Raw genomic sequence first — 25,536 nt, forward strand, 5'->3', positions numbered from 1 at the left:
TGCGCTACTGGTACCAAGGCTGGCCCGCTTCTTGCTTTGAATGTTGTTGTCTGACGCCTGCTCGAGGCCGAGACCTGGACCGCCACCATGGCATGCCGGCTTGGCGCCGTGGCGGCCTCTATCGAGCGGGCGCTTTGCCCCATCAGGATGGACCCATGACGCCTGGCATCATCGAACACCTCACAACTGCGGTCATGCTGCTCGACGGCGAGCTGCGACCGACCTGGATGAACCCGGCGGCCGAGACCCTGCTGGCGGTCAGCGCCAGTCGGGTTGCCGGCGTGGCGCTGACCGACTGGCTCAGCGGCGAGGATGATATCGCCGAGGTGCTGATACGGGCCCGGGATGGACAGCATCCCTATACCCAACGGGAGGCGCGGCTGGTCCTCGCCGGTGGAGACCCCCTGACGGTGGACTACACCGTGACGCCGCTGTCGCCTGACGAGCTGCTGCTGGAAATGGAGCCACGGGATCGGCTGTTGCGAATTTCCCGCGAGGAAGCGCTGCAGTCGCGCCAGGAAACCATGAAGGTGCTGGCACGGGGGCTGGCCCACGAGGTCAAGAACCCCCTGGGGGGGATTCGTGGCGCGGCGCAATTGCTCGAGCGTGACCTGGAGCAGACGCCGGCGCTCAAGGAGTACACCCGGATCATCATCGAAGAGGTGGATCGGCTCCGGGATCTGGTCGATTCCATGCTCGGGCCCAACCGGGTGAGTCGGCGAGAGCCGCTGAACATCCACCGGGTGCTGGAGCGGGTACGCGCGCTGCTGCTGGTCGAACAGCCGCGGGTGAGTATCGAGCGCGACTATGATCCCAGCCTGCCGGAGTTGACCGGCGATGAAGCCCAGTTGATCCAGGCGGTGCTCAATGTGGCCCGCAACGCCGTCCAGGCGCTGGTCGAGTCCGAGACACCGAACCCGGTGATGACCCTGAGGACCCGCGCGCGCCGCCAGTTCACCCTGGGCGCCCAGCGCCATCGTCTGGTCTGCGACGTCAGCGTGATCGACAACGGCCCGGGCGTCCCCGAGACGCTGCGCGAGACCCTGTTCTATCCGATGGTGTCCGGTCGTGCCGAGGGCAGCGGCCTGGGGCTGTCGATCGCCCAGTCGGTGCTGCACCAGCACGAAGGGCTGATCGAGTGCGAGTCCGAGCCCGGACGCACCGAATTCCGTCTGTTGATTCCCCTGGAGATGAGTCATGACTGATACCGCTCGTGTAATGATCGTCGACGACGACCGGGCCATACGCTGGGTGCTTGAGCGCGCCCTGGCGCAGCCGGACCTTGAGGTCGAGGCGGTCGAGCGGGCCGACGGTATCCTCGATCGACTGCTGGCCGAGCCGCCCGACGTGCTGGTCACCGATATCCGCATGCCAGGTATCGACGGACTCGATCTGATGGCCAAGGTGCGCCAGGTGCACCCGGACCTGCCGGTCATCGTGATGACCGCCCATTCCGACCTGGACAGTGCGGTGGCTTCCTATCAGGGCGGGGCCTTCGAGTACCTGCCCAAGCCGTTCGACGTGGACGAGGCGCTGGCCTTGGTGCGACGCGCGGTGGCCCACGTGCGCGAGCGCCAGCGGCCGGTCAGCGTGCCCGAAGGACTCGACGCCGAGATCATCGGTGAGGCGCCGGCGATGCAGGAGGTATTCCGGGCCATCGGGCGCCTGGCGCACTCGCATATCACGGTGTTGATCAACGGCGAGTCCGGGACCGGCAAGGAGCGCGTGGCGCGTGCGCTTCATCAGCACAGTCCCCGCGCCGCCAATCCCTTTATTGCCCTCAACATGGCGGCGATCCCCCGGGATCTGATCGAGTCGGAGCTGTTTGGCCACGAGAAGGGCGCCTTCACCGGCGCCAGCGCCAGTCGCCAGGGGCGCTTCGAGCAGGCCAACGGCGGCACCCTGTTCCTCGACGAGATCGGTGACATGCCCTCGGAGACCCAGACCCGGCTGTTGCGGGTGCTGGCCGACGGCGAGTTCTATCGGGTCGGTGGTCATACGCCGGTCAAGGTGGACGTGCGCATCATCGCCGCGACCCACCAGGACCTCGAGACGCTGGTCGCCGATGGCCGCTTTCGTGAGGACCTGTTTCACCGCCTCAACGTCATCCGCGTGCACCTGCCGCGGCTGTCCCAGCGGCGCGAGGATATTCCACGGCTGGCGCGGCACTTCCTGGTCGAGGCGGCCAAGGAGCTGTCCACCGACGTCAAGGTGCTGACCCGCGAAGCCGAGGAGTTCCTGACCCGGGTGGACTGGCCGGGCAACGTGCGTCAGCTCGAGAACACCTGTCGCTGGCTGACGGTGATGGCCTCCGGGCGCGAGATCCTGGTCGAGGACCTGCCGCCGGAGCTGCGCGGCGGCGATGACAGCGCCGCAGGCGGAGACTGGCGTGAAGCCTTCCGCGCCTGGGCCGACAGCGCCCTGGCCTCGGGCCACACCCACCTGCTCGAAGAGGCGGTGCCGGACTTCGAGCGCATCCTTATCGAGACCGCGCTCAAGCACACCGCCGGGCGCAAGGGTGAGGCTGCCGAGCTGCTGGGCTGGGGGCGCAATACCTTGACCCGCAAGCTGAAGGTGCTGCTGCCGTCGCTAGCGGAAGACCAGGAGGTCTGAGCGGGCCGGGGCGGCGAGTCCGGGGGGCACCGGTTTAACCAGCCTGCCCGGACCGGCCTACCCCAAGGGGCATATCATCAGCCTGTTATCGGTGGCCTAGAGTGGTGGCGACGTTGCACCGCTACTCTCGGCGTCGGGGGTAGCGTCACGATTCTGAGGCCTACCCCCATGAACCTTTCACGCTCTCGTCGGCTTGGCCTGGTGGCCATGTCGCTGGTTTTCATCTCGAGCCTCTCGCTTGCCCAGGAGCGGTCCTCGCCACGCACCGTACCGGCCAACAGCGAGCCTGCTGCCAGCAGCGAGGATCTTGCTGCCATCGCCAAGGAAACCACCAATCCGGTGGGTTCGGCCTGGATGCTGTGGATGCAGAACGACTATACCCACCTGGACGGCGACGACTTCGACGGTCGCTGGTCCAATTCCTTCAAGTTCCAGCCGGTCATGTCCTTCCCCTTCGAGATGGCAGACGACAACTGGAACCTGGTGGTGCGCCCGGTGTTCCAGTACAACTCGACTCCGATGGACGAGAGCTTCGGTACCCTGGCCCGGGGCGGCAGCCCGCTGGACATCGATCCCGACGAGTGGAGCCGCAACGCCCCCCATCGCGGGCGTACCGAGGGCCTGGGTGACACCGCCCTGGTGACCCTGGCCGGCCCGGCCCGCGCCGACGGCGTCATCTGGGGCCTGGGGCTGACCCAGATCTTCCCCACCGCCGAGCATGACGTTCTGGGACAGGGCAAGTTCCAGGCCGGCCCGGCGGCCCTGATCGCGCGCCTGGCGCCCAATCCCGGTGGCTGGAACATGGGCCTGCTGGCTCAGCACTGGTGGTCCTACGCCGGCGAAGATGACCGCGAGCACACCAGCCAGACCGATCTGCAGTACTTCCTCAACTACCGGCTCAGCGGCACCGAACTGGTGGGCATGACACCCAACGTGCGCATCAACTGGGAGGCCGACAGCGGCGAGAAGGTCAACTTCCCGATCGGCCTGGGCTATTCCAATGTGGTCCGCATGGGCAGCACCCCGGTGCGCCTGGCCGCCGAGATCCAGCACAGCGTGATCCGCGGTGATGAGTGGGATGCGGACTGGAACTTCCGCTTGATGTTCATCCCGGTGGTCAAGAACCCGTTCATGTAACGGCGCTGGCAGCCTACGCAAAGGGGCCCCGCCATGGCGGGGCCCCTTTGCATCTGCGGCCGACCAGCAGGCCCGCTATCAGGCAAGCGTCAGCGGTTCGGTGCGGGCTTCGAGCCAGGCCAGCGCCTGGCCGTCGAGCCTCGGCGCCAGCCGGCGGCGGACCTCGTCGTGGTAGGCGTTGAGCCAGTCAATCTCGGCCTGATCCAGGGTGAACAGGTTCAGGCAGCGGGTGTCGATGGGACACAGGGTCAGGGTCTCGAACTCCAGGAAGTCGCCGAAGTCGCTGGGGGCCGCGGTGCGGTTGGCCACCAGGTTCTCGATGCGCACCCCCCACTGGCCGGGACGGTACACCCCAGGCTCGTTGGAGGTGATCATGCCTTCGCGCATGGCGGTATGTTCGGCAACCGAGGCGCCCGAGCTGATCACCTGAGGGCCTTCGTGGACGTTGAGGAAGTAGCCCACGCCGTGGCCGGTACCGTGACCGTAGTCGCGGCCGGTGGCCCACAGCGGCGCCCGCGCCAGAGCGTCCAGCCGCGAGGCGGCGATGCCCTCGGGGAAGCGCGCCCGCGACAGTGCAATCATGCCCTTGAGCACCAGGGTGCAGTCTTCGCGCTGAGCCTCACTGACGGTGCCGACCGGGACCATGCGGGTGATATCAGTGGTGCCACCGCGGTACTGGCCGCCGGAGTCGATCAGCAACAGGCCGTCGCCCTCGATCACCGAATGGGCCTCCTGGGTCGCGCGGTAGTGGGGCAGGGCACCGTTGGCGTTGAAGGCGGCGATGGTATTGAAGCTCTCGCAGACGAAGTCCTCGTCCTTGGTGCGTTCTTCATACAGGCGGGCCTCGACGTCCAGCTCGGTGACCCGTTCGCCGGCGGCGAAGGCGGCCTCCAGCCAGGCGAAGAAGCGACACAGGGCCGCGCCGTCGGCTTCCATGGCCTGACGCACGAAGCCGAGCTCGTGGGCTGTCTTGATGCCCTTGGCCAGGGTGCTGGGCTGGAAGGCTTCGACCACGGTCATCTCGTCCGGCAGGGCCTGGCGGGTCCCCAGCGTCAGCCGGGCCGGATCGATCAGCACCCGTTCGTCCCGCGGCAGGGCGGACAGCCGCGCCGCCCAGTCGGCGTAGTCGGCCACCTCGACGCCATCGGCCTTGAGCGCGTCGACCAGTTCGGGAGCGAGCTTGCCCGGTGCCACGAACAGGGTGGCGGTGGCGCGACCGATCAGCAGGTGGGACAGGAACACCGGATTGAAGCCCACGTCGGCACCGCGCAGGGTGGTCAGCCAGGCGATGTCGTCCAGCGTCGACACCAGATGCCAGTCGGCGTGGTGCTCGGCCATGGCCGTGCGTACCCGGTCCAGACGCTGGCGCCGGGTCTCGTCCAGATAGCGGCCGGCGTGGGGTTCGATGGCCCCGCTCGGCAGGCTCGGGCGATCGCGCCAGATCTCGTCGAGCAGGTCGCTGTCGCCGCGCAGGACGACGCCCCGTTCACCCAGGATGTCCTCGAACTGGCGGCCGTGGGCCAGGGACACCACCTGGGCGTCGTAGCCCAGGGTGTCGCCGGCCTCGAGACGCTCGGCCAGCCACTGCATCGGCGCGCTGGCCTGGCCCTGGGTCAGCTTCATCATGCTGATGCCGGTGCCGGCGAGTTGTGCCTCGGCCTGCACGAAGTAGCGGCTGTCGACCCACAGGCCGGCCTCGTCCTGGGTCACCACCAGGGTACCCACCGAGCCGTCGAAGCCGGACAGCCACTCGCGACCGGCCCAGTGCTCGGGCAGGTATTCGCTGTTGTGCGGATCGCTGGACGGTAACCACCAGGCATCGATGGCGTGGCGGCGCATCGCCTCGCGCAGATCGCTCAAGCGTTGGCGAGCGGTATCGGCACTGGCTGAGGTCATGCTCAGACTCCTGTTCTGACAATGGCTTCGGCGTCCGCGCGGTGGGCGGCCGCCGGATCGATAAGACGGTGATGCTTCAGCATGCGCTTGAACACCGGCACGAGCAACAGCAGCACCCCGGCGAAGATCACCAGGGCGATGGCCGACCGTCCGAACAGTTCCGGCAACTGCTGAAGCTCCTCGGCGTTGACGTGACCGCCGATCAGGCCAGCCACCAGGTTGCCGAGGGCGGCGCCGGTGAACCACAGGCCCATCAACTGGCCCTGGGTGCGACGCGGCGACAGCCCCGACATGGTGGACAGCCCCACCGGCGACAGGCACAGCTCGCCCAGGGTCAACAGCAGCATGCTGCCGACGATCCACCAGGGTGACACCAGCCCTGTGCCTGTCAGTACCTGTTGCGCCGCCAGCACCATCAGGCCAAAGCCGCAGGCCGCGAGCAGCAGGCCGAAGACGAACTTCATCGGGCTACCCGGTTCCAGTTGGCGACGACCGAGCGCCGGCCACAGCCAGCCGAACAGCGGACCCAGCAGCACGATGAATACCGGGTTCAATGACTGGAACCACAGGGTGGGGACCTCCCAGCCCATCACGTTGCGGTCGGTGTAGTTGGCCGCGAACAGGTTATAGGAGGTGGGCTGCTGCTCGAAGGCGGCCCAGAAGAAGGCGGCGGCGACGATCAGCACAAAGCAGATGGTGACGCGAATACGCTCGTCACCGCTGAGTCCGGAGAACAGCATCAGGTAGGCAAAGAAGCTCAGCGAGGCGACGATCAGCACGCTGGTCATGGCCTCGGCCACCGCGCGGGCGTCGATGGTCACCACGCCGGTGGCGACCAGCGCCACCAGGGCGGCGATCAGCGCCAGGCACAGCGACACGACGGGGCCGACGTGACGACGGCGCTGGGCCGGGGCGTCCCAGGTGGAGGCGCGGCCGCGCTCGGCGTCGGCGCGCTGCATGGCGGGCACCGCCCACAGGCGAAACAGCAGCAGTGCGATCAGCATGCCAAGGCCGCCCATGGCGAAGCCCCAGTGCCAGCCCAACGAGTCCATCAATAGCCCGGTGAACAACGGCGCGAACAGGCTGCCGATGTTGATGCCCATGTAGAAGATGGCGAAGCCGCCGTCGCGGCGCACGTCGCTTTCGTCATACAGGCTGCCGACCATCACCGAGATGCAGGTCTTGAACAGCCCGGTGCCGAGCACGATGAAGATCAGCCCGACAAAGAAGGCGACGGCACCGAGCAGGGCCGACAGCGCGATGGACAGATGACCGAAGGCGATCAGGATGGAGCCGTACCACACCGCCCGGCGCTGGCCGAGCCAGTTGTCGGCGAGCCAGCCGCCGGGCAGCGCGGCCAGGTAGATGGCGCCACCGTAGATGCCGACGATGGCAGCGGCGGTCTTGGGGTCGAAGCCGAGCCCGCCGTCGAACAGTGAGGCGGCGATGAACAGCACCAGCATGGGGCGAATGCCGTAGAACGAAAAACGCTCCCACATCTCGGTGAAGAACAGTGGCCCCAGGGCGCGGGGGTGACCAAAGAAGCCCTTGTCGGCGGCCGAGCCGTCGGAGGAAGTGGATTGCATGAAACCAGGCCTTTTCAGGGTGGGAAGGCGAACGTCGACGCCTCTACATCAAGCGCCCCGGGACGGAGGCGGCATGCGAACAGAAAAACGTGTGAAGAACACGATAATGTGCGAGTCCGCAACAAAAATTGCTGTGGATCACGATTTGGGCGGTGAATTCTATGGAAATCGCCGGTCAAGGGGAATACCTCTGCGGTCTGGCACCGTCAGCGTACGGACGTCTCAGCGAAAAGGCGTATGTCCAACATGAGCCAATAGCCTCTATATTGGTGAAATATCGACTTTTAGGGACTTCTTCGCCATGACGTCATCGCCGCCCCAGCGAGCACCTGCCAGGATCGAACTGACCGAAGTGGGGCTTCGTGATGGCCTGCAGAACGAGGCGCGGGTGCTGTCCACCGAGCACAAGCTCGAATTGCTGCACGGGCTTCACCGGGCCGGACTCAGGCGCTTCGAGCTGACGTCTTTCGTCAGTCCCCGGGCGGTACCGGCGCTGGCCGACGCCGCGGAACTGGTGGCCGCCGCCAAGGGGTTGGCGGATGCCCGCTTCAGCGCCCTGGTGCCCAACCTGCGCGGTGCCGAGCGCGCACTGGAGGTGGGCATCGATCGGGTGGTGCTGTTCGTGTCCGCCTCCGAGACCCACAACGCGCGCAACGTCAATCGCTCGATCGACGCCTCCCTGGCCGGTTTCGCCGATATCGTCGAGCGCCTGTCCGGCAGCGGTATCGAGGTACAGGGCGCCATCGCCACGGCCTTCGGCTGTCCCTTCGAGGGTGACCTGCCGGCCGGGCGCATCGGTGAGCTGGCGCGTCGCCTCGGCGAGCTGGGTATCGATGACCTCACCCTTGGCGATACCACCGGCATGGCCACCCCCGCCGTGGTCTCGCGGGTGGTGGGTGAGATCGCCGAACAGGCCCCCGCGGCGCGGCCGATCCTGCACTTTCACAATACCCGGGGCCTGGCGTTGGCCAACGTCATGCAGGGGCTGTCGCTTGGCGTCACGCGTTACGAAAGTGCGGTCGGTGGTCTCGGAGGCTGTCCCTTCGCCCCCGGTGCCAGCGGCAATCTGGCCACCGAGGAGCTGATCTACCTGCTCGAGGAGCTGGGATATGACACCGGCGTCTCGCTGGAGTCCTTGATCGAGGTGGCGGGGCTTGCCGCGCGGCGACTGGAACGTGCGCCGGGCTCTCAGCTGGCCCGAGCCGGCACTCGGCTCAGGCTGCATCGACCCGATGCGGTGCCCACCGCAAAGGGCTGAGCCAGATCCCTGAACCTGGCAAGACCAGACGACACCACCACAGACATACCGACGGATACGCAAACCTATGGATGCTAGCCCCGGCAGGGATGACAGCGACGACCCGCGGCCATCGACCCAGGACGCCACCGGCCTTGCCCCGGGCAGCCTGGCCGGCATACGTGTGATCGATCTGACCCGGGTGATCTCCGGCCCCTTCGCCAGCCAGATGCTGGGGGATCACGGCGCCGAGGTGATCAAGATCGAGACCCCGGGGGAGGGCGACGTGGTGCGCCGCCAGGGCAATATGGTCAACGGCTTCAGCGCCTATTTTGCCCAGTTCAACCGCAACAAGCGCTCGATCACCCTCAATCTGCGCGAGCCCGAGGGACGCCAGATCCTGAGCCGCCTGCTCGAGGACGCCGACGTGCTGGTGGAGAACTTCCGCCCCGGGGTGCTGGCCAAGATGGGACTCGACGACGACACCCTGAGGCAGCGCTTCCCGCGCCTGGTGGTGGGGCGGATCAACGGCTTCGGATCCACCGGGCCCTACCGCGACCGACCCGCCTACGATTTTGTCGCCCAGGCCATGAGCGGCTTCATGGGCGTCAACGGGGTCGAGGGGGGCGAGCCGATGCGCGCCGCGCCACCGATCAGCGACATGGTGGCGAGCCTCAACCTGGCCTTCGGGGTCAGCGCGGCACTGGTGCGCCGCGAGCGTACCGGCCAGGGCGAGATTCTCGAGACCGCCCTGACCAACGGTCTGGTGGCGATGCTGGGCTATCTGGCGGCGGAGTACTTCGCCACCGGCGAGGTCCCCCGACGTACCGGCAATGACCATCCCATGCTCTACCCCTACGGCCTGTTCGAGGCCAGCGATGGCGAGGTCGCCATCGCCCCCAGCAGCGAGACCATGGTGCGTCGTCTGCTGGAGGCGCTGGGTCGTGTCGATCTGCTCGAGCAGCCGCGCTTCGCCGACAACGCCCAGCGCATGGCGCACCGCGAGGCGCTGCGCGAGATCCTCAACGAGGTGACGCGCCGGCGCAGTGTGGACGACTGGATCGAACACCTGAACACCGCCGGCGTGCCCTGTGGCCGAGTGCAGGATCTGCGCGAGACCTTCGATGACCCCCAGATCATCGACCAGCGCATGCGCCTGACCCTGGATCAGGGCGAGGCCGGACAGATCGCCACCACCGGCTTTCCGGTGAAGATGCGCGAGGCCCCGGCGATGATCCAGCGACCGGCGCCACAGCTTGGCGAGCATACCGACGAGGTACTGGCCGAACTCGGTTTCGGTGCCGACGAGTGTCGGGCGCTGCGCCAGCGCGGGATCGTCTAGGCTGGGTGGCGGTCCCCGCCGGACAACGCCAGGCGAGTGGCCGCGCAAGATGGCGACTCGACAACCGCCAGGCAATCCGCCGGATGGCCGGTGCCGGCTGGTGACAACGATGCAGGACCGCAGGACCGCAACACCCACAACGAAAACGCCAACAACGAAAAACAAGGAGCCTTCCATGCCCTCGACTCTGACCACTCGCCTTGGCCTGCCGCTGCTCGCGCTCGGCCTCGGTATCTCGACCTCGGCCAGCGCCCTGCCCATCGACGAGTGCATCGCCCCGGCCGACCCCGGTGGCGGCTGGGACTTTACCTGCCGCAGCGTCGGCAAGCTGCTCACCGACCTGGAACTGACCGACGGCTCGGTGCAGGTCACCAACATGCCCGGCGGTGTCGGCGCGGTGGCCTTCTCCAACGTGGCCTCCAAGCGTGCCGATGACAGCAACCTGATCGTCGCCACCAGCACCGTGGGCATGACCCAGATTGCCCAGGGTCGCTATCCCGGAGGTGCCGAGACCATGCGCTGGCTGGGCATGCTCGGTACCGACGTCGGCGTCATCCTGGTCGACGACGAGAGCGAGTACGAGTCCCTCGAGCAACTGCTGAAGGCCATCGTCGCCGATCCGACCTCGGTGGCCATGGCCGGCTCCAGTGGTGCCGGTGGCTGGGATCACATCCGCGCGCTGATGCTGGCCAAGGCCGCCGGCCTGCCCGGCGACCAGGTCGGCGCCCTGCGCTGGGTGCAGTTCGACGGCGGCGGCCCCGCGGTAACCCAGATGATGGGCAACCACGTGGACGTGGTCTCCACCGACCTGGGCGAGGTCGCCGGCTTCATCGAGTCCGGCGACGTGCGGGTACTGGCGGTGATGTCGGACGATCCGCTGCCCGAGCCCTTCGACGAGCTGCCCACCGCGGTCAGCCAGGGCTATGACGTCACCGGCTACAACTGGCGCGGCTTCTACACCGGCGGCGAGGTCTCCGACGAGGACTACGCCAGCATGGTCGAAGACCTCGAGACCCTTTACGCCAGCGACGAGTGGAAGGACGTGGCGGCGCAGAATGGCCTGGTGCCGCTGTGGCGTGGCGGTGACGACTTCTCGAGCTTCGTCGAGGAATCCATCCAGCGCGTCGAGGCCATCTCGCGCGAGATCGGGGTTATTCAATGAGTCAGATGAGCGACCTCGACGCTCACCAGCATCGCCGGCCGGCCCAGGTCGGCGATCGCCTGGCCGGCGCGGTGCTGCTGGTGCTGGCGCTGGGGGCCTGGTGGCATTCTCATAGCTTCGTCACCGGCTTCATGCAGCCGGTGGGGCCGGGGGCTTTCCCCCGGCTGGTCAGCCTGCCGCTGGCGGCGCTGTCGGCCTACCTGATCCTGCGCCCGGGCTTCAACGAGCGCTGGCCGGATCGTGCCGGCCTGGCCCGACAGCTGGCGGTGCTGCTGCTGCTGGCGGCCTACGCTGGCCTGCTCGAGCCGCTGGGGTTTGTTCCCGCCACCCTGGCCTTCGCCATCGTACTGACGCGGCTGTTCGGCGCGGCCTGGGGCCAGGCGCTGATCGCCGGCACAGGACTGGCGCTGGGGCTGTACGCACTGTTCGAGTTTGCCCTCGGCATGCCCTTGCCGGACGTGCCCTGGTGGGGAGGGGGACACTGATCATGGAAACGCTTGCCTTTCTTGCCCAGGGCTTCGCCGTGGCGACCCAGCCGGAATTTCTGCTGCTGGCGCTGATCGGCTGCGCCGTGGGAACCCTGATCGGGGCGCTGCCAGGGCTCGGCCCGGTCAACGGGGTGGCGCTGATGATCCCGCTGGCCTTCAACTTCGGCCTGGATCCCACCGCCGCGCTGATCCTGCTGGTCAGCGTCTACTATGGCTGCATGTACGGTGGGCGGATCAGTTCCATCGTGCTCAATATCCCCGGCGACGAGCCGGCGATGATGACCACCCTGGACGGCTACCCGATGGCCCTCAAGGGGCGCGGAGGCGAGGCCCTGGGGCTGTCGGCGGTGGCTTCCTTCGTCGGCGCCACCATCGCCACCATCGGGCTTACGCTGTTCGCGCCGCTGTTGGTGGACCTGGCGATCAAGTTCGGTCCGGCCGAGTACTTCGCGCTGTTCCTGCTGGCCTTTGCCACCATCGGCGGGGTGACCAGCGGCAGCTTTACCAAGAGTTTCATCGCCGCCTGTCTGGGCCTGCTGCTGGGGACCGTGGGCATCGACCCGGTGTCCAGCGTCGCGCGCTACACCTTCGGTACCTTCGAGCTCTACGACGGCATCGACTTTATCGTGGCCCTGGTGGGACTGTTCGCCATCTCCGAATGCCTGGTGTTTCTCGAACAGCGCCACGACGCCGACAAGCCGCATATCAAGCTGGGCTCGGCCTGGCCGGGGATGAAGGCGTCGCTGTCGTGCAAGGGCACCATCGGTCGTGGCTCGCTGATCGGCTTCGTCTCCGGGGTGCTGCCCGGCGCCGGCGCCTCGCTCGGCAGCTTCCTGTCCTACATGCTCGAGAAGCGCTGGCTGGGAGCCAAGGGTGACTTCGGCAACGGCGACCCGCGCGGTGTGGCCGCGCCCGAGGCGGGCAACAACGCCGCCGCCGGTGGCGCGCTGATTCCGATGCTGTCACTGGGCATTCCCGGCAGCGGCACCACCGCGATTCTGCTGGCCCTGCTGCTGTCGATGAACATCACCCCGGGGCCGCTGTTGTTCGCCCAGCAGCCCGAGATGGTGTGGGGCCTGGTGGCGGCGCTGTTTATCGGCAACATCATGCTGCTGGTGCTCAACGTACCGCTGGTGGGACTGTTCGCTCGGGTGCTGCAGGCCCCCAGCTGGCTGCTGATGCCGATGGTGGTTCTGATCGCCTTTGTCGGGGTCTATTCGCTCAACAACAGTCCCTTCGATCTGTACATGATGCTGGCCTTCGGGGTGCTCGGCTATGTGCTCAGAAAACTCGAGATTCCCACCGTGCCGGTGGTGCTCGGCCTGCTGCTGGGCGGGCAGATGGAGTTCAATCTGCGCCGGGCGATGTCGATCAGCGGTGGTGACTGGAGCATCCTGGTCAACAGCGGGATCTCGATCGGGATCTACGCCTTCGCCGCCACCCTGATTGTGGCCGGAGCGGTCTACGCCATGATGCTCAAGCGTCGGCTGGCGTAGAGAAGCGTCGCTAAAGCGTCGCTAAAGAAAGAGGGCCCGGTGGAGGTGTATCCACCGGGCCTTTCCATCGACTTTCCATCGATGCGCCTAGGGCCTGTCATGAGGGTCCTGGCGACCTCGCGGTCGTGGCCTTGCAGGTGTCGTCCCGGGTGTCAGAATGGAGGGCCACAAGGAGGGGCCATCGATGAAGACCATGAACTGGGAACGACTGCTCGATCCGGGCCGACTGCACGATCCGCGTGGCGGGACTCGTGACGAGGTGGGACGCAGTCCCTTCCACAAGGATCACGATCGCATCGTCTTCGCCGGCTCCTTTCGTCGCCTGGGACGCAAGACCCAGGTGCATCCCCTCACCGACAACGACCATATCCACACCCGCCTGACCCACTCGCTTGAAGTGGGCTGCGTCGGCCGTTCGCTGGGCATGAGCGTGGGTGAGCTGCTGCGTGACCGCCTGCCCGACTGGATCACTCCGGCGGATCTGGGGGTAATCATCCAGGCGGCCTGTCTGGGACATGACATCGGCAACCCACCTTTTGGCCATGCCGGTGAGTACGCCATCCGCGACTGGTTCAAGTGCGCTGAGGTCAACGGCAGCGGGCTGCTCGAGGGACTGTCGCCGCTGGAGCGCGAGGACCTGCTGACCTACGAAGGCAACGCCCAGGGCTTTCGTATCGTCACCCAGATCGAGTACAACCAGTTTCGCGGCGGCATGCGCCTGACCGCAGCGACCCTCGGTACCCTGCTCAAGTATCCGTGGACGGTGACCCACGGTGGCAAGGCCGGCAAGTTCGGCTGTTATCAGAGCGAACTCGGTGCACTTGAGCAGGTGGCCGACCATCTGGGACTGATTCCCCAGGGCGAGCACCGTTGGTGTCGCCATCCGCTGGCCTGGCTGGTGGAGGCCGCCGATGACATCTGCTACGCCCTGCTTGACCTCGAGGACGGGGTGGAGATGGATATCCTGGCCTTCGACGAGGTGGCCGAGATCCTGACCCAGATCGCCGGTGGCGAGCCGTCGGACTACGCCGAGATGAACCGTACCGGTGTGTCTCAACGCCGGCGTATCGCGGCGCTGCGAGGGGCGGCCATGGAGCGAGCGGTCACCGACGTGGGCCAGGTGTTCGTCGAGCATGAGCAGGAGCTGCTTTCCGGGACGCTTCAGGATGACCTGCTGGAGCTGTGCCACCCGGATCTGGACTGGGGGGTCAAGCTGGCCAAGCAGCTGGCGCGCAAGCGCATCTTCCGCAATACCCGCAAGGCCAAGCTGGAGATCGGTGCCTACACCACCCTCGGCATTCTGCTCGAGGCCTTTATCGGCGCGGCCCACGAGTTGCACCACACCGGCCATTCGAGCTTCAAGCACCAACGGGTGCTGGCGCTGATCGGCGAGAACACCCCGCTGCCGTCCTGGTCCCTGTACGACAGCTATCGACGCATGCTCGACTTTATCGGTGGGATGACGGACCACTACGCGGTCGACCTGGCGCAAGAGATGGGCGGAAAGCTGCGGGGTGATTGAAGAATTGAGTGTGTTCAGGCGGCAAGCTGCGGGGTGATTGAACCAGGGCGTTCCGGCCAAGGGAGTCCAGCGGCGGACGATAGGGCGTTTGTCGCTGCGCGGCCTAAGTCAATGGATGACGTTTGATGCAGGAAGACTGCGTATACTGGGGAAAACGATAACAAGGGTATGGCCCGTGAAAAGGAAATCCTCCCCCGCCTCTTCCGATCAAGGCTTTGATGCGATCGACAAGCCCACCTTCTTCGGTTCGCTGTTTCTCCTCCTTGCTGTCACTCTGCCTCTGGTGGTGTTCCCCGAACAGGGGGCAACCTGGGTCATCGCGGCCAAGAACTTCATTACCAATGAACTTGGTGTGCTGTATCTGGCCCTGGGGCTCGGGGCCAGCGGCTTCATGCTGTTCATCGTGTTCAGCGATATCGGCCAGATCAAGCTGGGTGACCCCGAGGAACAGCCGGAGTTCTCGACCCTGTCCTGGGCGGCGATGCTGTTCTGCGCCGGTATCGGCGCCTCGATTCTCTACTGGTCGATGATCGAGTGGATCTACTACTACCAGGCGCCACCCTTCCATGTGGAGCCTCAGTCGCCGGATGCGGCGCGCTGGGCGGCGGCCTACGGTATCTTCCACTGGGGGCCGGTGGCCTGGTCGATCTATCTGATCCCGGCGATTCCCATTGCCTACTTCTACTACGTGCGCAATCACAGCGTGCTCAAGATCAGCGAGGCGCTGATGCCGGTGCTGGGCGAGAGCCGTGCCCACCGCTGGCCGGGCAAGCTGATCGACGTGCTGTTCGTGTTCGGTATGCTGGGCGGCGGTGCCACCACCCTGGGACTGGCGGCGCCCTTGATCAACGAGGGGCTGCATGAGCTGTTCGGTTTTCCGAAGACCCTGGCGACGCGCATCTTCGTGCTGATGCTGTGTACCGTTGTCTTCGGCTACAGCGCCTTCGTCGGCCTCAAGAAGGGTATCAAGGTGCTGTCGGACATCAACTTCTGGCTGGCGGTGTCGCTGCTGACCTTCGTCTTCATCGTCGGGCCGACCCAGTTCATGGCCAGCACCGGCCTGGATGCCCTTGGCAGGGTGCTCAGCAATCTGGTGCACATGGGTACCTGGACCGAGCCCTTCGCCCGCTTCGAGAATTTCCAGGACACCCACTTCCCTCAGGACTGGACCATCTTCTACTGGGCCTGGTGGCTGGTGTTCGCCCCCAGCGTCGGCCTGTTCATCGCGCGCATCTCCCGCGGCCGCACCATCCGCTCCATGGTCGCGGGCTCGATCTTCTTCGGTACCCTGGGCTGCGCCCTTTTCTTCATCATCCTCGGCAACTACGGTCTCTACCTGCAGCTGTCCGGCACCCTGGATCTGGTCACCATTCTCAATGAGCAGAGCCCCACGGCGGCGATCTTCGCCACCCTGTCGACCCTGCCGCTGAGCTACCTGGTGATCTTCGCCTTCACCCTGCTGGCGCTGATCTTCACCGCCACCACCTTCGACTCCATCTCCTACATCCTGGCGGCGGTGGTGCAGAAGGAGGTCGACGAGGAACCGATGCGCTGGAATCGACTGTTCTGGGCCTTTGCGCTGTCGTTCATGCCGGCGGTGCTGATGTTCATCGGTGGGCTCGAGACCCTGCAGACGGCCTCGGTGGTAGGGGGTGTGCCCTTGCTGCTGGTGGCGCTGTTGTTGTGCATCTCGACCGTGCGGGCGGCCCACTACGATCTGCGCTATCAGCCGGACTACACCGACAAGGAAATCTATATCGAGGAATTCCCCGAGGACGACCCCTGGACCGAGGATGGCACCTGGGAGTTGCCGGAAGGGGAGCACCACGGTGTCGATCATGACGACAAGCCCCACCAGGAGGGCGACCCGGCGAGCCATCCTTCACGGCTGTAATCAGCGCTCAGCGCCGACTGCTCGGGCCACCGTCATTGCGACGGTGGCCCGTTTTCTTGTGGTCGATCTTGTGAAGGGGGATCGCTCCGAGAGCGGCGACCAGCAAGGCTCAAGGATCAGGCCGCCTGGCGCCAGCTATCCTGCTCGAGGTGTTCGAGGATCGCCTCTCCCACGCTGGTCTCGGGGGAGTCGATGCCCTGGTTGCCGAACAGGCGGTTGAACTCCAGCACCATCGGGGCGTTGTCGACCATGGCGATGTCGAAGCCGGCATGATCGATGCCCAGGCGCTGGGCCAGGGTGGTGGCAAGCTCGATGGCGGAGGCCGGCACCGGGTCGTGGCGGATCTCGCCGCCGCGTGCCACATTGGTGCGAAAGTCGCCCAGCGGGCTCTCGCGCCAGTAGGCGGCCAGCACCCTGCGCCCGACCACCACGATGCGCAGGTCGCGTTCGATGGGCAGGTAGCGCTGGGCGTAGAGCAGATTCTCGCTGGACAGGTGATCGATCAGCGCCTCGCGGGAGCGAATCAGGCGCACGCCCTCGCCCATGGAGCTGCGCACCCGCTTGACCACGAACGGGTAGCCGAAGCGCGCCTCCACCTGGTGGATGGCGTCTGAATTGACCCCGAGGATGGCGGTATCGGGCGTTGCCTCGGGGCAGCAGGCCTGGAAGGCGCGGGTCTGTTCGATCTTGTCGTGACCCAGGTGATAGCTGGGTAGACTGGGAAAGACGCGCGGATTGAGGCCGTAGGCCAGGGCATTGATCTGCCAGTATTCGGGGAACAGCAGGGCGTCGGCATCGGCCAGGGCCTGGCGATGGTCATTCATGTGCTCAGGCTTGATGTATCGCGCCCCCGGGACCCCCAGACTCCGTAACGGATCGAAGGTGATCAGGTTCATGAGACAGTCATCCGAGAAAGACGAAAGAGGATTGAAGCGAGGCGGCGCACCTTGCCAACTGTGGTCGCCGATTGCAAGGCGACAGGGGGACCGGGGAGCCCGTCGACGGCAACCATGGCGTGCGCTGGCTGCGGTGCTGCTGGCCCTCACCATGGTCGCTGGCACCCAGGCCCACGAGCCGCAGGAGCAGCGTGAGGCACTGGAGGATCTCGAGCGAGAGCACTTCGATCATTATGTGCTGGCGCTGACCTGGCATCCCGGGTTCTGCGCCAGCCGCCGTCAGCCGCCACGAGAGTGCCGGGATCCGTCGCTGATGGTCGGGGCCGACGACGGCTTCGTGATCCACGGGCTGTGGCCGTCACGCCCCGTCAGGCTGATCTCACAGGGCGTCAGTGTCAGCGAGTGGCGCCGCCAGGGCTGCTTTCTTGAACGCCCGAGGCCAGCGGGCGACTTCTGCCAGGCAGGGCCTGCCATCGATATCGGCTCATCGCTTGAACAGGAGCTCGACGACGCCATGCCCGGCAGGGCCAGCTGTCTCGACCGTTACGAGTACGCCAAGCACGGTGCCTGCCTGTCGATCAGCGATGATGACTTCTTCGACGGTGCCCTGGCGCTGACCGAGATCGTCAACGCCGGGGCCCTGGGGGACTTCATGCGCGACAACCGAGGTTCGACGGTCAGGCGCAATGCGCTGATCGCGGCCTTCGAGGAGGCTTTCGGACGGGGTACCGGCAGCTCCCTGTCGCTGCAGTGCGGGGGCTCGGGCAACCGACTGCTCACCGAGGTGCGCATTGGCCTGGAGGCGGAGCACATCGATGACTTTCCGGCCAGAAAGAGCTTCGCTCCGGTGGATCATGGACGCTGCCCCAGCCGGATCGAGCTGCGCCGCTTCTAGGGCTCGTCCGAAAAGTGCCTGCGCTCGGTAATACTGCGTTAAAAATCGGATCAAAATGCTCATTTACACCCCGTAAACTGCGCTTTCTCACCGATTTTTGCCTTGTCTAACCTTCGCTCGTCGACTTTTCGGACAGAGCCTAGATGGACGGGCCTTCCAGGTGGCCAAGCTCCCGCGTCAGTGTTCGCCGGTTCAAGGCCTCGATGACCCGGTCGTGCAGCGTCGGATCCATCGGCGCGATACCAGGGCAGACGTCGGTCAGATGGGCGGCAAGCCCTTCTCCGCTGACCACGGCAAGATCGTCGTCGGGGACCTCACGTTCGATCTTCCAGCCGGGCAGGGCAAGGATGCCCTTGACCGGCACCGGCTGCCCCAGTTCGCGACATAGCCAGGAAGCGACCCAGCGGGTGGCCTGGCGGGCCTTGCGCTGGGGGCGTCGCTCCATCCAGCCGGGAAAGCGCAGGCGCTCGTGTTCGACCACCACGGTGTCCTCGGTCTCGCCGGCGGGACTGATGGCCGGGGTGCGGGCACGGGTCTCGATGACGAAGACGGCGTGGGGGGTGATCGCCACGTGGTCGATCACGAAGGTGTCGGCGGGCACGTCGTGAAACACGAAGTAGGGGTGGGCCTCGGGGCGAATCAGGCGTTCGAGCTCCTGACCCACGGCCAGTTCGCAGGCGAGCCCCAGCTTCAGGCGACGGATACGCTGGTAGTCACGCATCAGTCGGAAGCTGACCACGATCGCCAGCAGTGTGCACAGCACACCGTAGAGCGCCCATTCGATCCAGTTCTGGTGGCGCGAGAACAGCATCCGGCCCATGCCGTAGACCAGTGGGGTCAGCACCAGCACGGGGCCGAGGGCGGCGTTGAGGAACAGGGTGGCGAAGGCGCGATCCAGCCGATCGCGCAGGGCCTGCCCAGGCTCACGCAGCGGGTGGGCGTCGAACGGCGAGCGTACTCGCGCGTCGTGCAAGCTTCGGAGTGCCACCACCACCGTGGCGGCCGCCGCGAGGGGGAACAGAAAGAACAGCGGCAGCAGGTAGTCCAGCCAGGCCATCGGCACTCCTTGCCCGTGAAGAATCCCGTCCATTGTAGACAACGACGTGCCTGTTGGGCCATGGCGCCCTTGGTCTTATCGATCGCCCGGGGGTAGTCTTGGCCATGGGGGCAGGGCCGGCGGGCCTGTCCCGGGTGCTGGTGCGCGGTCACAAGGGGAGGAGCAATGACGAATGTCGGCGGCGGTAGCGAGGCACGAACTTGCGTCAACCGAGAAGCGTCAGCGTCGGCGATGGATGCGCTGTACGCCCTCGTCTGTCGTCACCGGCGCATCGCCGTGCTCAGTGGCGCCGGCATCAGCACCGCCAGCGGTATCCCCGACTATCGCGACGCCCAGGGCGAGTGGAAGCGCTCGCCGCCGATCGACCATCGCGACTTCATGTCTCGCCACGCCTCGCGTCAGCGCTACTGGGCGCGGGCGATGATCGGCTTTCGCGTGCTCAACGAGGCCAGCCCCAACGCGGCGCACCGGGCCATCGCCGAGCTCGAGCTGCGCGGCAAGGTCTCCGGGGTGATCACCCAGAACGTCGATGGACTGCACCAGCGCGCGGGTTCCCGGCGGGTCATCGATCTGCACGGCAGGGCGGATCTGGTGGTGTGCATGAGCTGCGGTGCGCGCCAGATGCGCCATGCTCTGCACGATGAGCTGGCACGCTGCAATCCGCAGTGGGTGGCGCAAACGTCGCCGGTGCGGCCTGCGCCGGACGGCGATGCAGACCTGGAGGCGGACTTCTCGAGCTTTCGGGTGCCCTCCTGTGGCCGCTGTGGCGACGGTATCTGGAAGCCCGATGTGGTGTTCTTCGGCGACAACGTGCCAGCGGCGACGCTGGCCAGCGCCCGAGGGCTGCTCGAGGACAGCGACGCCCTGCTGGTGGTCGGCAGTTCGCTGATGGTCTATTCCGGCTTTCGCTTCGTGCGCGAAAGCGTGAAGGCGGGACGCCCGGTGGCCTGCATCAATCTGGGGCGCACCCGCGCCGATGAACTGTTCGACGTCAAGCTCGAGGCCCCGGCCGATCAGGCGCTGGAAGCGCTGGTCCGGGACCTGGGCTAGGCGCCGGCCCAGCCAGTTTTCAGACGAGCCAGAGCTCAGCCTCCGGCCAGCTTGACCCTGTAGCCTTTCTTCTCCAGGGCGTCTTTCAACACCTGGCGATGGTCGCCCTGGATCTCGATGACGCCGTCCTTCAGCGCGCCACCGGTGCCGCAGCGCTTCTTCAGCTCCTTGGCCAGGGCCTTCAACTCCTTGTCGGCAAGCGGCACGCCGTCGATGGTGGTGACACCCTTGCCCTTGCGCCCGCTGGTTTCCCGGCGGATTCGCACCACCCCATCCAGGCTGGCCAGGCGCGCCTGGTCCTGGATCTCGTCGCAGCGGCAGGCGTCCTTCGGTTCACGGCAGTCCGGGCAGATGTCGCCGTGTTCGGTGGAGTAGACGAGCGAGCCGAGTTGTTCCTTCAGCGATGCCATGGTGGTGCGCTCCTGTCGGGTGGTGCGATGGTGCGGTCGGATCAGGCCAGCTGGACCGGGATGGCGTTGCTGGTGTGGCTGATCTCGTTGCCTTCCTGGAGGTAGACCAGGGAGGGCTTGTGCTGGTCGAGTTCGCTGTCGCTGTAGTGGGCGTAGCTGCAGATGATCACGCGCTGGCCTTCGCTTGCCAGGTGGGCAGCGGCGCCGTTGACCGAAATCACCTTGGAGCCTTCCTCGGCACGGATGGCATAGGTGGTGAAGCGCTGGCCGTTCTCGACGTTGTAGATCTGGATCTGTTCGTTTTCGCGGATACCGGCGAGGTCGAGCAGTTCACCGTCGATGGCGCAGGAGCCTTCGTAGTTGAGCACGGCGTGGGTCACGCGAGCCATGTGCAGCTTGGCCTTGAGCATGATGGTGTACATCTAGGGGGCTCCTATCGAGGTAGCGTCACAGTGAGGTTGTCGATCAGTCGCGTGGCGCCGAGACGGGCGGCCACCAGCAGGATGGCGTCACGGGTGGTGGCGGTCACCGCGCCGAGGTCACGGGCGCGCAGCTCCAGATAGTCGGGAGCAAAGCCGTGGGAGGCCAGGCGCGCGCGTCCCTCTTTAAGGGTGGCGTCGATGTCGGCGCCGGCCTCGAGGCTGCGCGCAAGCGTCACCAGGGTGGCCTGCAGTTCGGCGGCGGTGGCGTGCTCGGCCTCGCTCAGGTAGCCGTTGCGCGACGATAGCGCCAGTCCCGAGGCCTCGCGCACCGTGGGCACCCCGACGATCTCGATCGGCATGTGCATGTCGTGGACCATGCGGCGAATGACCGCCAGTTGCTGGTAGTCCTTTTCGCCGAAGCAGGCGAGGTCAGGCTGGACGATATGGAACAGCATGCTGACCACGGTCGAGACGCCGTCGAAGTGGCCGGGTCGGGCGCCGCCACACAGGCCTTCGCTGACCTCGGGTACCCGCACCAGGGTCTGGCCGTCGAGGCCGTCGGGGTACATGGTCGCCGGGGTCGGGGTGAACACCATGTCGCAGCCAGCGGCCTCGAGCTTGGCCAGGTCCGCCTCGAGGGTGCGCGGATAGTTGTCCAGGTCTTCGCTGGGGCCGAACTGCAGCGGATTGACAAAGATCGAGGCGACCACCAGGTCACAGCGCTCGCGGGCCGCTTCCACCAGCGCCAGGTGGCCCTGGTGAAGGTTGCCCATGGTCGGCACCAGGCCGATGCGGGCACCACTGCGGCGGTGAGGCGCGAGCGCTTCGCGAAGCTTGGCGATGGCGGAATGGACGTGCATCGCAGACCTCCTAGAAGCAGTGCTCGGCAGCCGGGAACTCCCGCGCCAGCACCGCTTCGTGGTAGCGACGGAAGGCGCCTTCGATGTCCTCGGCTTCGGCCAGGAAGTTCTTGACGAAGCGCGGGGTCCGCCCGTGGGTCACGCCGAGCACGTCGTGCATCACCAGGATCTGGCCGTCGGTGTCGGGGCCGGCGCCGATACCGATCACCGGCACTTCCAGAGCTTCACTGACGGCACGACCGAGACTCGCCGGCACGCACTCCAGCAGGATCACCGAGGCGCCGGCCTCGACCAGCGCTCGGGCGTCCTCGAGGATACGGCTGGCGGCTTCGGCCTCGCGTCCCTGGACCTTGTAGCCACCGAGCTGATGCACGGTCTGGGGGGTCAGCCCCAAATGGGCGCAGACGGGCACCCCGCGACGGGTGAGTTCACGGATGTCATCGGCCATCCAGCCCTCACCCTCGACCTTGACCAGCTCGGCGCCGGCCCTCATCAGCGCGGCGGCGTTGTCCAGCAGGCGCTCGCGACTGGGATTGCCCATGAATGGCAGATCGACCATCAGCAGGCTGTCGCCCTTGCCGCGTGCCACGCAGCGGGTGTGGTAGAGGATGTCGTCCATGGTGACCGGCAGGGTGCTGTCGTGCCCCTGCAGGACCATGCCAAGGGAATCCCCGACCAGCAGCACGTCGATGCCGGCGCGCCCGGCGGCGGCGGCAAAGGAGGCGTCATAGGCGGTCAGGCAGCTGAAGGGTTCACCGGCGCGCTTGCGAGCCTTCAGCGAGCTCAGGGTGACGGAAGTCATGGCGTGTTCTCGTGTTGGCGGTGGGGCGACTTCTATGACTGCCCCAGAGTGATCACCGCGGATTGTTACCGATGGGTGAATCTGTGTCGATAGGTAACGTTGACCAAGGCAGAGCAGGGTTCAAGGTAACAGCGACCAAAGTGGTAGAGGTCGATCGGCGTCTAGTGAGTGCCTGGAGGCTTCGGGCCACCTGGGCTCCAGGTGCTCAGCGAACGGCCTCGGTGGCGTTCAATGGGGATAGATCACCCGAGGTGAGGGCGCCGTTCCAGCGCTCGGCCAGCGATGCCAGGGTCTGACCGTCGGGCAATCTGAGGTCTGTTGCGATCTCGGCCAGCGGCAGTACCACGAAGGCGCGGTTCGCCAATTCCGGGTGTGGCAGCGTGAGGCGCGGGTGGCGCCACTCGGCGGCATCCATCCACAACAGGTCGAGATCCAGGGTGCGGGGCCCCCAGTGGCGCCGGCGTAGGCGTCGATGACGCTGCTCCAGCGCCTGCAGTTGGTCGAGCAGGGCCAGCGGCGACAGCCGGGTGTGGAGTTCGGCCACGGCGTTGACGTAGTCGGGCTGGTCCTGGGGACCGACCGGGCGGCTGGCGTACAGCCGAGAGGCCGCGACACGGCGCGTCAACGGCAGCCGGTCGAGCTCCTCGAGAGCCTGCTCGACCTGACGACGGGGGGCGTCGAGATTGCTGCCGAGGCCGATAAAGGCCTGGGTATGGCGCCCCACCTGGCTCACTCGTCCGACTGCGGCGGTTGTTGCGGGCGCGGCTTGCGCCGCCGGCGACGGCGCTTGCGCGGGGCGGCGGTGCCGGCAGGGTCGGCGCCTACCTTGCCCAGCAGACGGCGCTGTTCGTGCTCGTCGGCTTCCTGGAAGGCGGTCCACCAGTCACCCAGTCCCGGTTCGAGTTCGCCGGCGGCCTCGCGCAGCAGCAGGAAGTCGTAGGCGGCACGGAAGCGCGGATGGTCACGGGTCTGGAAGGCACGCTTGCCACGACGTAGCGGCAGACGCTGCTGCAGGTCCCAGATGTCTCGCATCGGCATGCTGAAGCGCTTGGGCAGTGATACGTGCTGCAGCTCGCGGCTGATGACCTGCTGGGCGGCGGTCTGCAGGGCCGGAACGGGAGGCATGCCGTCGGCCTCGAGATCACACTGGCGCAGCTGCACCGGCCCCCACATGAAGGCGGCCAGCAGGAAGGCGGGCGTGACCGGGCGATCCTCGCGAATGCGACGGTCGGTGCTTTCCAGTGCCTGCTCGATCAGCGGCTCGGCCCAGGGTAGCTCGGCCATGCACTCGTCGGCTTCGGGGAACAGCATCGCGAACAGGCCATAGTCCCGCAGCAGACGGAAGGTGGTCAGACCCTCGCCGGACAGGAACAGCTTGAGGATCTCATCGAATAGCCGCGCCGGAGGAATCTGCAACAGCAGCGGCGCCATCTCGGCGATCGGCGCCTCGGTATCCGGGGCGATATCGAAGTCCAGCTTGGCGGCGAAGCGGATGGCCCTGAGCATGCGCACCGGGTCCTCGCGGTAGCGGGTCTCCGGGTCGCCGATCAGGCGCAGGGTGCGCGACTCGATGTCGTCGACCCCACCGGCGAAGTCATGCAGGCTGAAGTCGGCGATGCTGTAGTACAGGGCGTTGACGGTGAAGTCGCGACGCAGCGCGTCTTCCTCGATATTGCCCCAGACGTTGTCGCGCAGCAGCAGGCCGTCATCGGACTGGGAGGCGACATGCTCGCCGTGGTCGTCACGGGGCTTGCCACGGAAGGTGGTGACCTCGATGACCTCGCGGCCGAAACGCACGTGCACGATACGGAAGCGGCGGCCGATGATGCGTGAATTGCGAAACAGCTGCTTGACCTGCTCCGGCGTGGCGTCGGTGGCCACGTCGAAATCCTTGGGAGCGATCCCGAGCAGGGAGTCACGCAGGCAGCCTCCGACCAGATAGGCTTCGTAGCCGGCGTTGTGCAGGCGGTAGAGCACCTTGAGGGAGGCTTCGCTGAACTGGCGACGGGACACGGGGTGTTCGTCGCGTGTGAGTACGCGGGGCATCGGCGGTCCTGCGGCGGCTTCCTGAGCGCCGAACAGCGACTTCAAGTGCTCGCCTGGGCTCTGTAGAAAGCGGGTAAATCCTTTGATCATGCGGCGATTTGGACTCGCGGGGTACGGAAAGGTGATGAGTGTAGCGGACGCTCCCGGCCTTGCAAAGCGCAGTGGACAAAGCCGCTCGGGTGTCAAGGACGACAGTCGGCGCAGTGTTCGTGCTGCGAAGAGGCGCAAAAGGTCCGGTTGCCCATGGCGATTGAGCCCTTGGGGGCTGTCTCGTCTGGCGGGGCAACGACTGGCTTGACGCTCGGAGGCCAGACAGCAGAAGGGGAGGCCAAGGGCCTCCCCATCAAAGCAGGATGCAGCGTCCGTGCTGCTAATTTTTCTTCGTGATGGCGCATCGCCTTGAATACGCACCACAGTCACCAAGGAGTTTCAGGCAAGCAATGATGTTGTTGTTATTGGCGCTCCTGACGGCGACCGTCTCGTATTCAAAACAATAGTCCAACCACGACGGCATGGGATCATGCCTCCTCCCGGATTATTGGCATTGTTGCCGGGAGTGCGCTCTGACGACCCTGTTGTTCTTGTTGGTCGGTCATCGTTGGCGCGTCGCGTCCTGGTACTCCGGGCCTCGTCGTCTAGTTGTTGTTCGACGAGTGGTAGCTCCGCAGGTCCGTATTGTTGTTGTCAAGGCTGCGGTGCCTAGTGCCCAATCCGCCTGCTTCACC

At 66.2% G+C, this 25,536-nt stretch carries 22 protein-coding genes; 12 read left to right on the forward strand and 10 right to left on the reverse strand.

Annotated features, from left to right (window positions below):
- Positions 1-155 precede the first annotated feature (155 nt).
- The 3 genes from glnL to KUW00_RS07990 all read left to right on the forward strand — a co-directional run bounded on the left by glnL (position 156) and on the right by KUW00_RS07990 (position 3,750).
- The gene (gene glnL / locus KUW00_RS07980; RefSeq protein ID WP_045992384.1) at positions 156-1,205 is read left to right on the forward strand and encodes a nitrogen regulation protein NR(II); all 1,050 of its coding nucleotides are present in this window, start codon (positions 156-158) and stop codon (positions 1,203-1,205) included.
- Entirely contained in the window at positions 1,198-2,613 is a 1,416-nt protein-coding gene (ntrC, locus tag KUW00_RS07985) for a nitrogen regulation protein NR(I) (RefSeq protein WP_045992383.1), read from the forward strand. The genes glnL and ntrC overlap by 8 nt, the downstream gene beginning before the upstream one ends.
- A gap of 168 nt (positions 2,614-2,781) precedes the next feature.
- The gene (locus KUW00_RS07990) at positions 2,782-3,750 is read left to right on the forward strand and encodes a hypothetical protein (protein WP_222568745.1); all 969 of its coding nucleotides are present in this window, start codon (positions 2,782-2,784) and stop codon (positions 3,748-3,750) included.
- Between the two features lie 78 nt (positions 3,751-3,828).
- Here KUW00_RS07990 and KUW00_RS07995 read toward each other — a convergent pair whose 3' ends face one another.
- Both KUW00_RS07995 and KUW00_RS08000 read right to left on the reverse strand, forming a co-directional pair.
- Positions 3,829-5,646 (reverse strand): aminopeptidase P family protein, encoded by a 1,818-nt coding sequence (locus tag KUW00_RS07995; RefSeq protein WP_222568746.1) that lies wholly within the window; start codon positions 5,644-5,646, stop codon positions 3,829-3,831.
- A 2-nt stretch (positions 5,647-5,648) separates the two neighbouring features.
- Positions 5,649-7,232: a peptide MFS transporter gene (locus tag KUW00_RS08000; RefSeq protein WP_222568747.1), complete on the reverse strand. Its 1,584-nt coding sequence runs from the start codon at positions 7,230-7,232 to the stop codon at positions 5,649-5,651.
- Between the two features lie 301 nt (positions 7,233-7,533).
- Here KUW00_RS08000 and KUW00_RS08005 point away from each other — a divergent pair, with 301 nt between their 5' ends.
- From KUW00_RS08005 to KUW00_RS08035, 7 genes are all read left to right on the forward strand, one after another.
- Positions 7,534-8,490, forward strand: a complete 957-nt coding sequence (locus KUW00_RS08005; RefSeq protein ID WP_045992380.1) for a hydroxymethylglutaryl-CoA lyase — start codon at positions 7,534-7,536, stop codon at positions 8,488-8,490.
- A gap of 67 nt (positions 8,491-8,557) precedes the next feature.
- On the forward strand, positions 8,558-9,811 hold the full coding sequence (locus KUW00_RS08010) for a CaiB/BaiF CoA transferase family protein (RefSeq protein ID WP_222568748.1): 1,254 nt from the start codon (positions 8,558-8,560) through the stop codon (positions 9,809-9,811).
- A 175-nt stretch (positions 9,812-9,986) separates the two neighbouring features.
- A complete protein-coding gene (locus tag KUW00_RS08015; protein ID WP_222568749.1) occupies positions 9,987-10,973 on the forward strand; it encodes a Bug family tripartite tricarboxylate transporter substrate binding protein in 987 nt (328 codons plus the stop codon).
- Between the two features lie 5 nt (positions 10,974-10,978).
- Complete coding sequence (locus KUW00_RS08020; protein WP_222568750.1) at positions 10,979-11,458, forward strand: tripartite tricarboxylate transporter TctB family protein; 480 nt, start codon at positions 10,979-10,981, stop codon at positions 11,456-11,458.
- Between the two features lie 2 nt (positions 11,459-11,460).
- Positions 11,461-12,957 carry a tripartite tricarboxylate transporter permease gene (locus KUW00_RS08025; protein WP_045992377.1) on the forward strand — a complete coding sequence of 499 codons (1,497 nt, stop codon included), beginning with the start codon at positions 11,461-11,463 and terminating at the stop codon, positions 12,955-12,957.
- A 184-nt stretch (positions 12,958-13,141) separates the two neighbouring features.
- Positions 13,142-14,479, forward strand: a complete 1,338-nt coding sequence (locus tag KUW00_RS08030; protein WP_213229398.1) for a deoxyguanosinetriphosphate triphosphohydrolase — start codon at positions 13,142-13,144, stop codon at positions 14,477-14,479.
- Between the two features lie 175 nt (positions 14,480-14,654).
- The gene (locus tag KUW00_RS08035; protein WP_045992375.1) at positions 14,655-16,373 is read left to right on the forward strand and encodes a BCCT family transporter; all 1,719 of its coding nucleotides are present in this window, start codon (positions 14,655-14,657) and stop codon (positions 16,371-16,373) included.
- Positions 16,374-16,489: 116 nt separating this feature from the next.
- Here the strand turns inward: KUW00_RS08035 and KUW00_RS08040 are convergent, their stop codons facing one another.
- A complete protein-coding gene (locus tag KUW00_RS08040) occupies positions 16,490-17,269 on the reverse strand; it encodes a RimK family alpha-L-glutamate ligase (RefSeq protein WP_045992374.1) in 780 nt (259 codons plus the stop codon).
- Positions 17,270-17,420: 151 nt separating this feature from the next.
- On the opposite strand from KUW00_RS08040, the gene KUW00_RS08045 reads away from it, so the two are divergent.
- Positions 17,421-18,164: a ribonuclease T2 family protein gene (locus KUW00_RS08045; protein WP_222568752.1), complete on the forward strand. Its 744-nt coding sequence runs from the start codon at positions 17,421-17,423 to the stop codon at positions 18,162-18,164.
- 139 nt (positions 18,165-18,303) lie between these two features.
- Here the strand turns inward: KUW00_RS08045 and KUW00_RS08050 are convergent, their stop codons facing one another.
- Positions 18,304-19,221 carry a nuclease-related domain-containing protein gene (locus tag KUW00_RS08050; RefSeq protein WP_222568753.1) on the reverse strand — a complete coding sequence of 306 codons (918 nt, stop codon included), beginning with the start codon at positions 19,219-19,221 and terminating at the stop codon, positions 18,304-18,306.
- Positions 19,222-19,386: 165 nt separating this feature from the next.
- Between KUW00_RS08050 and KUW00_RS08055 the strand changes: the two genes are divergently transcribed.
- Positions 19,387-20,271, forward strand: a complete 885-nt coding sequence (locus tag KUW00_RS08055) for an NAD-dependent protein deacetylase (RefSeq protein ID WP_108448693.1) — start codon at positions 19,387-19,389, stop codon at positions 20,269-20,271.
- A 35-nt stretch (positions 20,272-20,306) separates the two neighbouring features.
- Here the strand turns inward: KUW00_RS08055 and KUW00_RS08060 are convergent, their stop codons facing one another.
- From KUW00_RS08060 to pcnB, 6 genes are all read right to left on the reverse strand, one after another.
- Positions 20,307-20,681 carry a translation initiation factor Sui1 gene (locus tag KUW00_RS08060; protein WP_045993300.1) on the reverse strand — a complete coding sequence of 125 codons (375 nt, stop codon included), beginning with the start codon at positions 20,679-20,681 and terminating at the stop codon, positions 20,307-20,309.
- Positions 20,682-20,722: 41 nt separating this feature from the next.
- Complete coding sequence (panD, locus tag KUW00_RS08065; protein WP_045993299.1) at positions 20,723-21,103, reverse strand: aspartate 1-decarboxylase; 381 nt, start codon at positions 21,101-21,103, stop codon at positions 20,723-20,725.
- Between the two features lie 11 nt (positions 21,104-21,114).
- On the reverse strand, positions 21,115-21,963 hold the full coding sequence (panC, locus tag KUW00_RS08070; RefSeq protein ID WP_222568754.1) for a pantoate--beta-alanine ligase: 849 nt from the start codon (positions 21,961-21,963) through the stop codon (positions 21,115-21,117).
- Between the two features lie 10 nt (positions 21,964-21,973).
- Complete coding sequence (gene panB / locus KUW00_RS08075; RefSeq protein WP_045993297.1) at positions 21,974-22,765, reverse strand: 3-methyl-2-oxobutanoate hydroxymethyltransferase; 792 nt, start codon at positions 22,763-22,765, stop codon at positions 21,974-21,976.
- A gap of 205 nt (positions 22,766-22,970) precedes the next feature.
- A complete protein-coding gene (gene folK / locus KUW00_RS08080; protein ID WP_222568755.1) occupies positions 22,971-23,489 on the reverse strand; it encodes a 2-amino-4-hydroxy-6-hydroxymethyldihydropteridine diphosphokinase in 519 nt (172 codons plus the stop codon).
- 5 nt (positions 23,490-23,494) lie between these two features.
- Positions 23,495-24,901: a polynucleotide adenylyltransferase PcnB gene (pcnB, locus tag KUW00_RS08085; RefSeq protein WP_222568756.1), complete on the reverse strand. Its 1,407-nt coding sequence runs from the start codon at positions 24,899-24,901 to the stop codon at positions 23,495-23,497.
- Positions 24,902-25,536: the final 635 nt, after the last annotated feature.

The organism is Halomonas sp. DP5N14-9, from assembly GCF_019802175.1.
Classification (GTDB): Bacteria; Pseudomonadota; Gammaproteobacteria; order Pseudomonadales; family Halomonadaceae; genus Halomonas; species Halomonas litopenaei.

Coding starts and splice junctions, on each gene's coding strand:
- KUW00_RS08015 (WP_222568749.1), top strand. CDS start 9,987: ATGCCCTCGACTCTGACCACTCGCCTTGGCCTGCCGCTGCTCGCGCTC.
- KUW00_RS08055 (WP_108448693.1), top strand. CDS start 19,387: ATGACGAATGTCGGCGGCGGTAGCGAGGCACGAACTTGCGTCAACCGA.
- KUW00_RS08060 (WP_045993300.1), bottom strand. CDS start 20,681: ATGGCATCGCTGAAGGAACAACTCGGCTCGCTCGTCTACTCCACCGAA.
- panB (WP_045993297.1), bottom strand. CDS start 22,765: ATGACTTCCGTCACCCTGAGCTCGCTGAAGGCTCGCAAGCGCGCCGGT.
- KUW00_RS08020 (WP_222568750.1), top strand. CDS start 10,979: ATGAGCGACCTCGACGCTCACCAGCATCGCCGGCCGGCCCAGGTCGGC.
- ntrC (WP_045992383.1), top strand. CDS start 1,198: ATGACTGATACCGCTCGTGTAATGATCGTCGACGACGACCGGGCCATA.
- panD (WP_045993299.1), bottom strand. CDS start 21,103: ATGTACACCATCATGCTCAAGGCCAAGCTGCACATGGCTCGCGTGACC.
- KUW00_RS08045 (WP_222568752.1), top strand. CDS start 17,421: ATGGTCGCTGGCACCCAGGCCCACGAGCCGCAGGAGCAGCGTGAGGCA.
- KUW00_RS08010 (WP_222568748.1), top strand. CDS start 8,558: ATGGATGCTAGCCCCGGCAGGGATGACAGCGACGACCCGCGGCCATCG.
- pcnB (WP_222568756.1), bottom strand. CDS start 24,901: ATGATCAAAGGATTTACCCGCTTTCTACAGAGCCCAGGCGAGCACTTG.
- KUW00_RS08000 (WP_222568747.1), bottom strand. CDS start 7,232: ATGCAATCCACTTCCTCCGACGGCTCGGCCGCCGACAAGGGCTTCTTT.
- KUW00_RS08050 (WP_222568753.1), bottom strand. CDS start 19,221: ATGGCCTGGCTGGACTACCTGCTGCCGCTGTTCTTTCTGTTCCCCCTC.
- glnL (WP_045992384.1), top strand. CDS start 156: ATGACGCCTGGCATCATCGAACACCTCACAACTGCGGTCATGCTGCTC.
- KUW00_RS07990 (WP_222568745.1), top strand. CDS start 2,782: ATGAACCTTTCACGCTCTCGTCGGCTTGGCCTGGTGGCCATGTCGCTG.
- KUW00_RS08005 (WP_045992380.1), top strand. CDS start 7,534: ATGACGTCATCGCCGCCCCAGCGAGCACCTGCCAGGATCGAACTGACC.
- KUW00_RS07995 (WP_222568746.1), bottom strand. CDS start 5,646: ATGACCTCAGCCAGTGCCGATACCGCTCGCCAACGCTTGAGCGATCTG.
- KUW00_RS08040 (WP_045992374.1), bottom strand. CDS start 17,269: ATGAACCTGATCACCTTCGATCCGTTACGGAGTCTGGGGGTCCCGGGG.
- KUW00_RS08030 (WP_213229398.1), top strand. CDS start 13,142: ATGAAGACCATGAACTGGGAACGACTGCTCGATCCGGGCCGACTGCAC.
- KUW00_RS08025 (WP_045992377.1), top strand. CDS start 11,461: ATGGAAACGCTTGCCTTTCTTGCCCAGGGCTTCGCCGTGGCGACCCAG.
- panC (WP_222568754.1), bottom strand. CDS start 21,963: ATGCACGTCCATTCCGCCATCGCCAAGCTTCGCGAAGCGCTCGCGCCT.